The organism is Duganella vulcania (assembly GCF_009857655.1).
In the GTDB taxonomy this organism is placed as follows: Bacteria; Pseudomonadota; Gammaproteobacteria; order Burkholderiales; family Burkholderiaceae_D; genus Rugamonas; species Rugamonas vulcania.
The window spans coordinates 89005-102209 of sequence record NZ_WWCX01000009.1; the positions used below are offsets into that span (position 1 = coordinate 89005).

The 13205-nt window shown below is 64.6% G+C and carries 12 protein-coding genes; 10 read left to right on the forward strand and 2 right to left on the reverse strand.

The features are described from left to right. The first annotated feature begins 24 nt into the window (after nucleotides 1-24). Genes GTP90_RS08880 through ppnP form a run of 8 tightly spaced genes read left to right on the forward strand, consistent with a single transcriptional unit; the run spans nucleotide 25 to nucleotide 8934 of the window. A complete protein-coding gene (locus GTP90_RS08880; RefSeq protein WP_161083155.1) occupies nucleotides 25-1839 on the forward strand; it encodes a methyl-accepting chemotaxis protein in 1815 nt (604 codons plus the stop codon). A 12-nt stretch (nucleotides 1840-1851) separates the two neighbouring features. Next, the gene (locus GTP90_RS08885; RefSeq protein WP_161083156.1) at nucleotides 1852-2295 is read left to right on the forward strand and encodes a chemotaxis protein CheW; all 444 of its coding nucleotides are present in this window, start codon (nucleotides 1852-1854) and stop codon (nucleotides 2293-2295) included. Beyond that, a complete protein-coding gene (locus GTP90_RS08890; protein ID WP_175048023.1) occupies nucleotides 2292-3512 on the forward strand; it encodes a CheR family methyltransferase in 1221 nt (406 codons plus the stop codon). The genes GTP90_RS08885 and GTP90_RS08890 overlap by 4 nt, the downstream gene beginning before the upstream one ends. Before the next feature lie 12 nt (nucleotides 3513-3524). Continuing rightward, the gene (locus tag GTP90_RS08895; protein WP_161083157.1) at nucleotides 3525-4211 is read left to right on the forward strand and encodes a chemotaxis protein CheW; all 687 of its coding nucleotides are present in this window, start codon (nucleotides 3525-3527) and stop codon (nucleotides 4209-4211) included. After that, nucleotides 4208-6472 (forward strand): hybrid sensor histidine kinase/response regulator, encoded by a 2265-nt coding sequence (locus GTP90_RS08900; RefSeq protein ID WP_161083158.1) that lies wholly within the window; start codon nucleotides 4208-4210, stop codon nucleotides 6470-6472. Before GTP90_RS08895 ends, GTP90_RS08900 begins: the two co-directional genes overlap by 4 nt. Then, nucleotides 6469-7533, forward strand: coding sequence for a chemotaxis-specific protein-glutamate methyltransferase CheB (gene cheB / locus GTP90_RS08905; RefSeq protein WP_161083159.1), 1065 nt, complete (start codon nucleotides 6469-6471; stop codon nucleotides 7531-7533). Before GTP90_RS08900 ends, cheB begins: the two co-directional genes overlap by 4 nt. Nucleotides 7534-7555: 22 nt before the next feature. Then, nucleotides 7556-8623 (forward strand): diguanylate cyclase, encoded by a 1068-nt coding sequence (locus GTP90_RS08910; protein WP_161083160.1) that lies wholly within the window; start codon nucleotides 7556-7558, stop codon nucleotides 8621-8623. Continuing rightward, a complete protein-coding gene (gene ppnP, locus GTP90_RS08915; RefSeq protein ID WP_020705687.1) occupies nucleotides 8620-8934 on the forward strand; it encodes a pyrimidine/purine nucleoside phosphorylase in 315 nt (104 codons plus the stop codon). The genes GTP90_RS08910 and ppnP overlap by 4 nt, the downstream gene beginning before the upstream one ends. Nucleotides 8935-8981: 47 nt before the next feature. On the opposite strand, the gene murB is transcribed toward ppnP, so the two are convergent. Further along, on the reverse strand, nucleotides 8982-10010 hold the full coding sequence (gene murB, locus GTP90_RS08920; protein WP_161083161.1) for a UDP-N-acetylmuramate dehydrogenase: 1029 nt from the start codon (nucleotides 10008-10010) through the stop codon (nucleotides 8982-8984). A gap of 155 nt (nucleotides 10011-10165) precedes the next feature. Between murB and GTP90_RS08925 the strand changes: the two genes are divergently transcribed. Both GTP90_RS08925 and GTP90_RS08930 read left to right on the forward strand, forming a co-directional pair. After that, nucleotides 10166-10651, forward strand: coding sequence for a YajQ family cyclic di-GMP-binding protein (locus GTP90_RS08925; protein ID WP_161083162.1), 486 nt, complete (start codon nucleotides 10166-10168; stop codon nucleotides 10649-10651). 156 nt (nucleotides 10652-10807) lie between these two features. Further along, nucleotides 10808-12064, forward strand: coding sequence for a nitronate monooxygenase (locus GTP90_RS08930; RefSeq protein ID WP_161083163.1), 1257 nt, complete (start codon nucleotides 10808-10810; stop codon nucleotides 12062-12064). 31 nt (nucleotides 12065-12095) lie between these two features. Here the strand turns inward: GTP90_RS08930 and GTP90_RS08935 are convergent, their stop codons facing one another. Then, nucleotides 12096-13031 carry an exopolyphosphatase gene (locus tag GTP90_RS08935; RefSeq protein WP_161083164.1) on the reverse strand — a complete coding sequence of 312 codons (936 nt, stop codon included), beginning with the start codon at nucleotides 13029-13031 and terminating at the stop codon, nucleotides 12096-12098. Between the last annotated feature and the right edge of the window lie 174 nt (nucleotides 13032-13205).

The window sequence follows — 13205 nt, forward strand, 5'->3', positions numbered from 1 at the left end:
TCGAAGGCGGCTCATGGAGAAAAAATGTTGAACGACTTGAGCATCAAGCAGAAGCTGTATCTGGGGTTCAGCGCCATCCTCGCCATCATCCTGGCGCTGCTGTCGATGGCCTACATCAAATTCAACAGCCTGTCCGACGCCAACGCGTTGGACCGGCACTCGATGGAAGTAATACAGTCGATCGACAAGATGCGCAACGACCTGCTGCAAGTGCAGGTCGAGGCGCGCGGCTACTACCTGAGCGGCACCCCGGCGCGCCTCGAAAACACCCACAAGGAATTGCGCGACCTGCCCGGCTCCCTGCAAGCCATGCAGAAGCTGGTGGCCGATAGCCCCAACCAGAGCGCCCGCTTCAAGGAGCTGGAAACCATGATCGCCGTCTGGACGCGCGACGTCATCGAATCGCAACTGGCCATGCGCCAGCAGATGGGCGACAAGCCGGGAGCGGCCGACGCGATGGGGCACAACGCGCAGCAGAGCGGCGGCAATGTTGCCGTCCACGGCATCTACAAACTGCTGGACAGCGCCTCCGCCGAGGAGCGCCGCCTGCTGGCCGAACGCTCCGAGGCCGCGGCCCGGCTGCAGGAGACCATGCGCCTGGTGCTGAGCGGCGGCGGCCTCGCCTGCGTGGCGCTGTCGGCGTTGATCGCCTGGGCGCTGGGACGCGCGCTGCTGGCGCCATTGAACAACCTGACCCACGCGGTGGGCCGCCTCGCCGCCGGCGAACAGTCGGCGCGGGCGGCGGAGGGCAACGCCGATGAACTGGGCCGGGTGGCGACGGAGTTCAACCGCATGGCGCAGTCCATCCAGGACAGCCAGGCCAACGAACTGGCGGCCACCAACCTGCTCAAGTCCAAGGTCGACTCGCTGCTCGGCGTGGTCTCCAGGGCCGCCTCCGGCGACCTGACCGGCAAGATCGAGGTGGCCGGCGACGACGCCATCGGCCAGCTGGCGCATGGCCTGGACCGCATGTTCGAGAACCTGCGCGCCCTGCTCAACAACGTGCAGAAGGCCGGCATCCAGGTCACCACCTCGGCCACCGAGATCGCCGCCTCGGCCAGGCAGCAGGAGGCGACCGGCATCGAACAGGCGCAGACCAGCGTCGAGATCCTCAGCACCACCAAGGAGATCTCCGCCAACACCTCGCAGCTGTTGAAAACCATGGAGGACGCCACCGCGGTGGCCGACTACACCACCAACGCCACCGCCGACGCCCAGACCAACCTGCGCCGCATGGACAGCACCATGCAGCACATGGTCTCGGCCACCGATTCGATCAACGCCAAGCTGGCGGCGCTGTCGGAGAAGGCCTCCAACATCAACAGCGTCTTGATCACCATCACCAAGGTGGCCGACCAGACCAACATCCTCTCGCTCAACGCCGCCATCGAGGCCGAGAAGGCCGGCGAGGCGGGACGCGGCTTCTCCGTGGTGGCCACCGAAATCCGCCGCCTGGCCGACCAGACCTCGGTCTCCACCTGGGACATCGAGCAGATGCTCAAGGAGATGCAGTCGGCGGTGTCGGCCAGCGTCATGGGCATGGACAAATTCTCCGAGGAGATACGCCGCAGCGTCGGCGAGGTGCGCCAGGTGACGGACCAGCTGTCCGGCGTGATGGACCAGGTGCAGAAACTGGCGCCGCAGTTCGACGCGGTGCTGCAGGGGATGCAGTCGCAGGCGGTGGGCGCGCAGCAGATTTCCGAAACCATGATGCAGCTGAACGACTCCACCCAGCAGACCGTGGAATCGCTCAAGGCCACCAGCGAAGCGGTGCACCAACTACAGTACGCCGCGGGCGACCTGCAGACCAGCGTCGCCAACTTCGCCGTCGCGGCCTGACCGGAGCGGGCGATGAAGCTGCTGATCTTCCACATCGGCGCCGACCGCTACGGCCTGCGCCTGCGCGACGTGGTGCGCGTGCTGCCGCTGCTGGAACTGAAGCACCTGCCGCTGGCGCCGGACACCGTCGCCGGCCTGATGGACTTCCACGGTGTATCGGTCCCGGTGATCGACTTGTGCCGCGCCAGCGGGCTGCCCAGCGGCGCCGATCATTTCGACACCCGCATCATCGTGGTGACCTACCACGCGCCGGAAGGCACGGACCATCTGCTTGGCCTGCGCGCGGAGCGCGTGCTGGGCGTGCAGGAAGTGGCCGAAACGCAGCTGGGCGCCAGCGGCGTCCAGGCCGCGCCCTTCCTCGGCGAGGTCGCCAGCGACCCGGGCGGCATGCTGCAACTGGTGGAACTTGAACACCTGCTGCCCGCGTCGCTGCGCGCGATGCTGTTCCAGCCATGACGCCCGCCCAATCCATGCTGCACGAGGCCACCGGCTTGACGCTGTCCAGGTCCACGGTCGAACGCGCGATCAAGCTCCGCATGGAGCGGACCGCGGCCGCCAACCAGGACGTCTACCTCGACCGCATGACGCCGGACGAGCTGACCGCGCTGGTGGAGCTGGTGGTGGTGCCGGAGTCCTGGTTCTACCGCGATCCACAAGCCTTCCAGGCCGCCGCCGAATTCGTCCGGGCGCGCCTGGCCGGCGATGCCAACCGCATGGTGCGCATCCTGTCCGTCCCCTGCGCCGGCGGAGAGGAGCCGTACACGATGGCGATGGTGCTGGCCGATGCCGGCGTGCGGCGCGACGGCTACATCATCGACGCCTACGACATCAGCCCCGCGTGCGTGGAGCGCGCCAAGAGCGGCGTGTACAGCCGCAACGCCTTCCGCAGCCAGGACCTGGCCTTCCGCGACCGCCACTTCAGCGCTGACGGCGAGGACTACCGCATCAACGACGCCTTGCGCCAGCAGGTGCGCTTCAAGCAAGGCAACCTGCTGGAGTTCGACCTCCTGACGCGGACGGGCCATTACGACGTGATCTTCTGCCGCAACCTGCTGATCTACTTCGACAAGCCGACCACCAGGACGGCCATCGCCAAGCTTGAGGCGCTGCTGGCCGGTCACGGCCTGCTGTTCGCCGGCTACGCCGAAGTGCCGTCGTTCTGCCAGCACGGCTTCACCCCGTACCCGTATCCGCAGGCGTTCGGCTTGAAGAAGGAACCGGCGCGGCCGGCGCCCGCCATCCAGGCGCTTCCCAAGGCGGCCCCGCGCACCGTACGCCGCCCGCCTACGCAGGCGCCCACTCAGCCGGCGCGGCTCGCGCCCCTGCCGGTGCCGGCGCCCGCCGCCGTCGCGATGGGGACCAACCTGCTGGCCGAAGCCCGCAAGCTGGCCGACCTGGGACAACTGAAGGAAGCCGAAAACAAAAGCCGCGACCACCTGGCGCAAACGCCCGATTCGGCGGAGGCGTATTTCATCCTCGGCCTGGTCAACGAACTGACGGACAAGCGCAAGCTCGCCGAAGACTACTGGAAGCGCTGCATCTACCTGCAACCGGACCACTACGAAGCGCTGTGCCACCTGGCCCTGCTGGCCGAGACCAACAACGATCCCGGCGCGGCTGCCGCGCTCAAGGCCCGCGCCGCGCGCGTCTACAAACGCCAGCAAGGATCATAAGGGCGAACGACCATGAACACGACCACTTCCCCCATCGCCATCGCCAGCATCGACGACTGCTGGAACCGCATCGGCGTCATCGGCGACCAAAGCTGCGAGAAGCTCGAGCAGGCGGTCCACTGCCGCAATTGCGAAGTGTACGGCGGCGCGGCCCAGCGCAACCTGCAACGCCCCGTCGGCGACGACTACAAAAAGGAATGGGCCGCCCACTTCCGGCAGCCCGCCGCCGGCACGCAGCAGCTGGATGCCTCTTGCCTGGTGTTCCGCATCGGCCGCGAATGGTTGTCGCTGCCGACCAAAATATTCGTCTCGGTGGCGCCGCAGGCCAAACCGCACCGCCTGCCGCATCGCACGGAACCCGGCTTGAGCGGCATCGTCAACGTCGGCGGCACGCTGTATCCCTGCATGTCGCTGGCGGCCTTGCTGGGCATCGACGAAAACGAAGGCGACGCCGCCACCGGCCGCCACACCTTCGCGCGCCTGCTGCTCACCCAATGGGAGGACCAGGCCTACGCCCTGCCGGTGGCCGATCTGCACGGCATCCTGCGCTACGCCACCAAGTCCGTGCAGGCGCCGGCCGCCACCATCAACAAGGGGTTGTCGCGCTTTCTGTCGGGCGTGATAGCGCATCAAGACATGCATATCGGCGTGCTCGATTCGGCGCTGATCGGCTACCAACTTGCGAGGTCGCTGCGATGAGCCAGGATAACAACGGAGACCTGAGCCAATTCTCCATGCTGGACCTGTTCCGCATGGAGGCCGAGAGCCAGACGCAGATCCTCACCGACGGCCTGCTGGCCATGGAGCGCCTGAAGGACGACGCCGGCGCGGTCGAATCGATGATGCGCGCGGCGCACTCGATCAAGGGCGCGGCCGCCATCGTCGGCCTGGAGGTGGTGGTGCAGCTGGCGCACGGCATGGAGGACGCCTTCGTCGCCGCGCAACGCGGCAAGCTGGCGCTCACGCCCAACCGCGTGGACGCGCTGCTGGCCGGCGTCGACCTGATACTGCAGCTGTCGCGATTGCAGGACAGCGGCGTCGAAGGCTGGCTGGGCGCCAACGCGGCGCTGATCAGGAAGACACTGGACACCATCGCCAATATCGCCTTCCTGCCCGAGCCGGCGAACCTGGCGCCGCCCGCGCCGCCGATGCCATCGCCAGTGCCGGTACCGGTGCAGCCCCCCGCGCCGGCCGAGGAAGCACCGCCCATTGCGCCGCGCGCGCCGGCCGTGCTGAAGACCGCGCAGAACTTCGACCGGCTGCTGTCGCTGGCCAGCGAGTCGCGCATCAACGCGCACCAGATGCATCCCTTCATCCAGGACCTGCAGCGCTTCAAGCGCAACCAGAGCAGCCTGTTCGCGCTGGTCGAACAGCTGCACGAGGCGATCGCCAACAGCAGCGACGCCGGCCTGAAAGAAAAGTCCCTGCTGGCGCTGCAAAAAACCCACCCGCTCAAGCAGTTCGTCCTTGAGCACATCGCCGACATCGAAGCCTACGAACGCCGCCTGCTGGCCGTTTCGCAGAACATGGTGGACGAGGTGCTGACGCTGCGCATGCGCCCCTTCCGCGACGGCGTGCAAGCCTTCCCGCGCATGGTGCGCGACCTGGCGCGCGGCATGGGCAAGGAAGTGCAGTTGCAGATCGTCGGCGAGGACACGCTGGTCGACCGCGACATCCTGGCGAAAATCGAAAGCCCGCTCAACCACATGCTGCGCAACTCCGTCGACCACGGCATGGACACGCCGGCCGGCCGCGTCGCCGCCGGCAAGCCCGGCGCCGGCATCATCATATTGGAGGCGAAGCACCGCGCCGGCATGCTCAGTATCGAGATCAGCGACGACGGCCGCGGCGTGGACCTGGAAAAGATCCGCGCCAAGGTGGTCGAGCGCAAGATGGCCAGCGGGCAGATGGCGGCCTCGCTGTCGCCCGCCGAGCTGCTGGAGTTCCTGTTCCTGCCGGCCTTCAGCCTGAAGGAAAGCACCACCGAGATTTCCGGGCGCGGCGTCGGCCTGGACATCGTGCACGAAACCATCCGCGCGCAGAACGGCACCGTGCGTATCGAATCGGAACTGGGCGTCGGCTTCCGCACCTGCATCACGCTGCCGCTGACGCAATCGATCGTGCGCGCGCTGGTGGTCGACATCAAGGGCGAAGCCTACGCCGTGCCCATCGTGCAGGTGGAGCGCGTGGCCAAGGTGCCGCGCACCGCCATCCACACGCTGGAGAGCAAGCAGTTCTTCGACTTGGGCGGCGAGCATCTGGGGCTGGTCTCGGCCTCGCAGGTGCTGGAGCTGGGCGACACCGACACTGGCAGCGACGAGCTGGCGGTGGTGGTCCTCGGCAGCGGTGCGCGCCGCTACGCGCTGGTGGTGCAAGGCATACGCGGCGAGCAAAGCCTCGCGGTGCAGGCGCTCGATCCCACCTTCGGCAAGATGCGCGACATCTCCGCCGCCGCCCTGCTCGACGACGGCGAGCCGGTGCTGATCCTCGACGTGCCCGACCTGCTGCTGTCGATCGACAAGCTGCTGCACGAAGGCGGCCTGCATCAGCTGACCAGGGCCGACCAGGCCGGGCGCCGCAAGACCAAGCGCATCCTGGTGGTCGACGATTCGCTCACCGTGCGCGAGATGGAACGCAAGCTGCTGCTGGGCAGGGGCTTCCTGGTCGATATCGCCATCGACGGCATCGACGGCTGGAACGTGGTGCGCAGCGGCGACTACGACCTGGTGATCACCGACGTCGACATGCCGCGCATGGACGGCATCGAGCTGGTCACGCTGATCAAGAAGGATATTCACTTGCACAAACTGCCGGTCATGATAGTCTCTTACAAAGACCGCCCCGAAGACCGCGCACGCGGACTCTCGGCCGGCGCCGATTATTACCTGACCAAGGGCAGCTTCCACGACGAGACGCTGCTCGACGCGGTCAGCGATTTGATTGGAGAGGCCAGGATATGAAGATCGCCATCGCCAACGACGTCGCCATGGCAGCCGAAGCGCTGCGGCGGGTTGTGGCCAGCACCGCGGAACACCAGGTGCTGTGGATCGCCCGTACCGGCGCGGAGGCGGTGCGCATGTGCGCCGACAACCGGCCCGACCTGATCCTGATGGACCTGAACATGCCAGAGCTGGACGGCGTGGAGGCGACCCGCCAGATCATGGAGCAAAGCCCGTGCGCCATCCTGGTGGTGACCGGCCGGCCGCAGGACAACGTCAACCAGGTGTTCCGCGCGCTGGGCGCCGGCGCGCTGGACGTGACGGCGACCCCGGTACTGCAGGGGAAACCGGACGGCGACGTGGAACTGCTGGCCAAGATCCGCACCATGGACAAGCTGATACGCCACAGCGGCGGCAACCAGGCCATGATGCCGAAGACGGCCACCCACGCCAATGGCAATGGCAACAATGGCAACCACCACGGCGCGGAAGCGCACGACGCGCCGCAGCGCGTCACGTCGCTGCTGGCGATCGGCGCCTCCACCGGCGGGCCGATGGCGGTGGCAAAGATGCTGGCCGGCTGGAAGCCGCCACGCGGCTGCGCCGTCGTGGTGGTGCAGCACATCGACCAGCACTTCGCCGACAATTTCGCCCGCTGGCTGGGGGAGCACCTGGAAATGCCGGTGCGCTCCGCCGAGGACGGCGACGAACTGGTGGCCGGCGCCGTCCTTGTCGCCAAGAGCAACGACCACTTAACGCTGGATCAAAACAATCGATTACGTTACGATGCGAATCCGAAGGACTACGCCTACCGTCCTTCGGTCGACGTGTTTTTCCGCTGCGTGGCGCAGCACTGGAAGAGCGAGGCGGTGGGCGTGCTGTTGACCGGCATGGGCCGCGACGGCGCCGAAGGCCTGCTGGCCATGCGCCGCGCGGGCCAGCTCACCATCGCCCAGGACCAGGCCAGCAGCGCCGTCTACGGCATGCCGCGCGCCGCCGCCGAGCTGGATGCGGCGCAGATGATTTTACCGCTGGCGAAAATCGGGCCGGTATTGCGCACCACCCTGGGCGGCAGCACCTGATAGGCATTAAAAGAGAACGCAGATGTCAGAAGCACACGTAATCGCAGCAGATACAGGGCAGTCGCTGACGGCGTTCAAGGCCCGTGTGCTGCTGGTGGACGACCAGTTGATCATCGTCGAAGCGGTGCGCCGCATGTTGCGCGGCCAGGACGACATCGAATTTCACGCCGTGAGCGATGCCTCGCAGGCGCTGCAAAGCGCGATGCAGTGGCAGCCGACCGTGATCCTGCAGGACCTGGTGATGCCGAACATCGACGGCTTCGCGCTGATCCAGCAGTACCGCGCGCGGGAAGAACTGCGTCATGTGCCGGTGATCGTCCTCTCGGCCAAGGAAGACCCCAAGCTCAAGGCGCACAGCTTCGCCACCGGCGCCAACGACTACATGGTCAAGCTGCCGGACCAGCTGGAACTGCTGGCGCGCATCCGCTACCATTCGGGCGCGCATGTCAGCCGGCTGCAGCGCGACCAGGCCTTCCGCTTCCTGCGCGAGAGCGAGCAGCGGCTGGCCGAGGCCAACCTGGAGCTGCAAAAGCTGGCCGCGCTCGACGGCCTGACCGGCATCGCCAACCGCCGCCGCTTCGACGAGTGCATGCGCGTGGAATGGCAGCGCGGCCAGCGCGACAAGCAGCCCTTGACGCTGCTGTTGTGCGACGTGGATTTCTTCAAGCGTTATAACGACAGCTTCGGCCACCAGTCGGGCGATTTGTGCCTGAAAAAAGTGGCCGCCGTATTAACCGAACACCTCAAGCGACCGGCCGACCTGGCCGCGCGCTACGGCGGCGAGGAATTCGCCATTATCCTGCCGGAGACACCACTGACTGGGGCACTGATCGTGGCCGAGTCGTGCCGCCGCCATCTGGAACAACTGGCCATCGAGAACCCGCTGGCGGAGACCGAATTTTCCACCGTGACCATGTCGATCGGCGTGGCGAGCGTGGTGCCGTCGCCCTCCTCCAGCATCGAGCAGTTGATCCAACAAGCCGACCAGGCCCTGTATGCCGCCAAGCGCGGCGGCCGTAACCGCGTGATGAACGCGGCCGACGTGCCTGGTCTCCCCTCCGCATCGAACCAAGGAAAAACAGCAGCATGAGTGCTCAATTTGATCAAGTCAGCGTCGTCAAGAAATCGAATATCTACTTCGACGGCAAATGCGTTTCGCACAATGTGATTTTCGCCGACGGCAGCAAGAAAAGCGTCGGCGTGATCTTCCCTTCCAGCCTGACCTTCAACACCGGCGCGCCGGAAACGATGGAGATCATCGGCGGCGTATGCAAGGTGCGCCTGGCCGGCGCCAGCGAATGGCAGACCTACGCGGCAGGCCAGGAGTTCAAGGTGGGCGGCAATTCGAGCTTCGATATCGAGACCGTGGAGACGGTCGATTACGTTTGCCACTTCGGCTAACGCATTTCGGCTGATACGCGTCATGGCGGGCCGCGCGCCCGCCATGTTTAAATGAACACCGGCTCCGGCTCCAGCAGCACGCCATAGCGCGCCTGCACGTCCGCCTGGATCGCCCGCGCCAGCGCCACCACGTCCGCGCCCTTCGCGCCGCCATTGTTGACCAGCACCAGCGCCTGTTTCGGGTACACGCCCGCCGCGCCCAGGTTGCGCCCCTTCCATCCGCATTGATCGATCAGCCAACCCGCCGCCAGCTTCTCGCTGCCGTCCGGCTGCGCGTGATGCACCAGCGCCGGGAAGCGCTCCAGCAGCGCCGCGCACTGCGCCGCCGTCACCACCGGATTCTTGAAGAAGCTGCCCGCGTTGCCGATCACTGCGGGATCGGGCAGCTTGCGGCGGCGGATCGCGATCACCGTGTCGGCTACCTGCTGCGCCGTTGGCGCGGCGATGCCCTGCTCCGCCAGCGCCTGCGCCAGTTCCGCGTAGCGCAGGTTGGGCTGCCAGCGCTTGGGCAGCGCGAAGCACACGTCGAGAATGATCAGGTGACGGCCGCCGTCCTGCTTGAAGACGCTGTCGCGATAACCGAAGCGGCAGGCCGCGGCATCCATCGTGCGCGTCTCGCCGCTGGCCGGATCGAACACGGTCACGCTGTGGAACACGTCCTTGGTTTCGAGGCCGTAGGCGCCGATGTTCTGGATCGGCGCCGCGCCCACCGTGCCCGGTATCAGCGACAGGTTCTCCAGACCGCCCAGCCCTTGTGCCAGCGTCCACTGCACGAACTCGTGCCAGTTCTCGCCGGCAGCCGCCCGCACGTAGTGATGGCCCGCATCATCGGCCAGCACCTCGCGCCCCTGCAGCGCGATGTGCAGCACCAGGCCGGGAAAGTCCCCGGTCAGCAGCAGATTGCTGCCGCCGCCCAGCACCAGCTTCGGCAAAGAAACCCAGGCGGCATCGGCAAAAACGCCGAGCAGTTGCTCTGTTTTCGTCACGCGCAAATACGCGTGCGCGCTTGCCGCGATGCCAAAGGTGTTGAGGGACTGAAGTGGGAACTGGTACTGGATGGCTGACTGTGGATGCATGGAGGAAAAACCTGGGAAATTTCATCGATTATAGAGCGAAACAAGCAAAAAACCAGTGTCGATATGGCGGCTTTCGGCCCGATGTCCGTTAAAATGTCAGTCTTTGATGCAGCGGATTGAATGCACGCTGCATGCCACACGAAAAGGAAATAGTTATGCCGTCGTTTGATGTAGTCTCCGAAGCCGATATGATCGAAGTGAAGAATGCCGTCGAGCAATCTCAAAAGGAAATCGCCACCCGCTTCGATTTCAAGGGTACGGGCGCCTCGGTCGAGCACAAGGAAAACGAACTGACCGTCGTCGCCGATTCCGAATTCCAGTTGCAGCAGGTGCGCGACGTGCTCACCAACAAGCTGGCCAAGCGCAAAGTCGATGTCCGCTTCCTGGAAGACGGCGACATCAAGAAGATCGGCGGCGACAAGGTCAAGCAAGTGATCAAGGTCAAGAACGGCATCGAATCCGATGATGCAAAGAAAATCGTGCGCGTCATCAAGGACAGCAAGATGAAAGTGCAAGCGAGCATCCAGGGCGAGTCCGTGCGCGTCACCGGCGCCAAGCGCGACGACCTGCAAGCGGCCATGGCCATGCTGCGCAAGGACGTGCCGGACATGCCGCTGGAATTCAACAACTTCCGCGACTGATCCCTCGCGCGACGCCCCCCGCGGCGTCACAATGCTGTAGTACACATGGAGTAGAATCGAACCCGCTCCATGCAATGTGTACTGCCGCGCGACCGCATATCACGCATAGCGCCGGGCTTTTTGCCCGGCAACCACTACGGTAGTCTAAGGATAGCAATGAAACGTGTTGATGATTTCCGCCTGCGATTTGGCAAAAACGAGTACGTGCCCATCATGGTCGGCGGAATGGGAGTGGATATTTCGACCTCGGAGCTGGCGCTGGAAGCGGCCCGCCTGGGCGGCATCGGCCACATCTCGGATGCCATGGTCGAAGACGTATCGGACCGCAAGTTCGACACCAGCTTCGTCAAGGACAAGACCAAGCTGTACAAGTTCAACATCAACAACATGGACAAGTCCGTGGTGCAGTTCGACCTGGAACGCCTGGCCGACGCGCAGCGCCGCCACATCGGCGCCACCATGGCGGCGAAAAAAGGCCCCGGCCTGATCTTCGTCAACTGCATGGAAAAGCTGACCATGAACGGCCCGCGCGAAACCCTGCGCACCCGCCTGAACGCGGCGCTGGATGCCGGCGTGGACGGCATCACGCTGTCGGCCGGCCTGCACTTCGGCTCGTTCGCGCTGATGGCGGACCACCCGCGCTTCCGCGAAGCCAAGCTGGGCATCATCGTCTCGTCGGTGCGCGCGCTGCAGATCTTCCTGCGCAAGAACGCCAAGCTGGACCGCCTGCCCGACTACATCATCGTCGAAGGCCCGCTGGCCGGCGGCCACCTGGGCTTCGGCATGGACTGGGCCGAGTACGACCTGATGACCATCACGCAGGAACTGCTGGACTACCTGAAGGCCGAGAACCTGGACATCCCGCTGATCGCGGCCGGCGGCATCTTCACCGGCAGCGACGCGGTGCGCTTCCTGGAAGCGGGCGCGGCGGGCGTGCAGGTGGCGACCCGCTTCACCGTCACCAACGAGTGCGGCCTGCCGGCCAAGGTCAAGCAGGAGTACTTCAAGGCGTCGGAAGAGGACATCATCGTCAACGGCATCTCGCCGACCGGCTATCCGATGCGCATGCTCAAGAACACGCCGGCCATCGGCGCGGGCATCCGTCCGGGCTGCGAATCGTACGGCTACCTGCTGGACGCGACCGGCAACTGCGCCTACATCAATTCGTACAACCGCGAAGTGGCGGCGCATCCGACCGAGAAGAACATCGTGGTCATGGACAAGACCTGCCTGTGCACCCACATGCGCAACTTCAACTGCTGGACCTGCGGCCACTACACCTACCGCCTGAAGGACACCACGCACAAGAAGGCCGACGGCGAGTACCAGCTGCTCACCGCCGAGCACGTGTTCAAGGATTATCAGTTCAGCACGGACAACCAGATCGCCTTGCCTGAGAAGGAAGAGGCGTAAATAGAGAGGCGCTCATCAGAGCGCCTTTTTTTCAGCCTTCCGAGTTGATCCGGGCAATCAGCGCTTCCAGCACCTCCTCCGCCCGCTCATTATCGACCTGGCACGTCCCGGCATTCTCATGCCCGCCGCCGCCGTACTCCAGCATCAGCGCACCGATATTGGTCTTGGACGTACGGTTCAGGATCGACTTACCGGTGGCGAACACGGTGTTCTGGTTCTTCAAGCCCCACAGCACGTGGATCGAGATATTCGTCTGCGGATACATCGCATAGATGATGAAGCGGTTGCCGGCGTAGATGATCTCCTCGTCACGCAGGTCCAGCACCACCAAGTTCTTGTGCACGGTGGCGCAGCGGCGGATCTGCTCCTTGCACTTCTCGGCATGCTCGAAGTACAGCTCCTTTCGCTCCTTCACGTCCGGCAAGGCCATGATCTGGTCGATCGTATGGTTCTTGCAATAATCGATCAGGTCCATCATCAGGTTGTAGTTCGAGATGCGGAACTCGCGGAAGCGGCCCAGGCCCGTGCGCGCATCCATCAGGAAGTTCAGCAGATCCCAGCCCTCCGGATTGAGCACCTCCTGCTCGTTGAAGCGCGCGGCGTCGCCCTTGTCCACCGCCACCATCATGTCGTGCCAGGAAGCCGGGAAGGCCTTCTCGGCGCCGTAGTAGTCGTACACCACGCGCGCCGCCGACGGCGCCTCCGGATGGATCACATGGTTCTTGCGTTCGCCCGTATTGCGGATGGTCTCCGACAAATGGTGGTCGAAGGCGATATGCACGCCCGGCACAAACGGCAGATTGGTGGTGATGTCATTGTCGCTGATGGCGATCTTACCGTCCTGCATATCCTTCGGGTGCACGAACAGGATCTCATCGATCATATTCAGGTGTTTTAACAGGACTGCGCACACCAGCCCGTCGAAATCGCTGCGGGTGACCAGACGATATTTTTTTGCTTCTGACATGAATGCACCTCTGTGGATTGAACATGACGATGGACTTAATAATACAACCCAAACCTGCACGTGGACAGCAATTGTGATGACACGTTGCAATACGTCACATCATCCGCCAGCGACTTTCGATTGTTAAGAAACGCAAAAGACTCGGAGCATCTGTCTCAATTATTCAAAAACGAC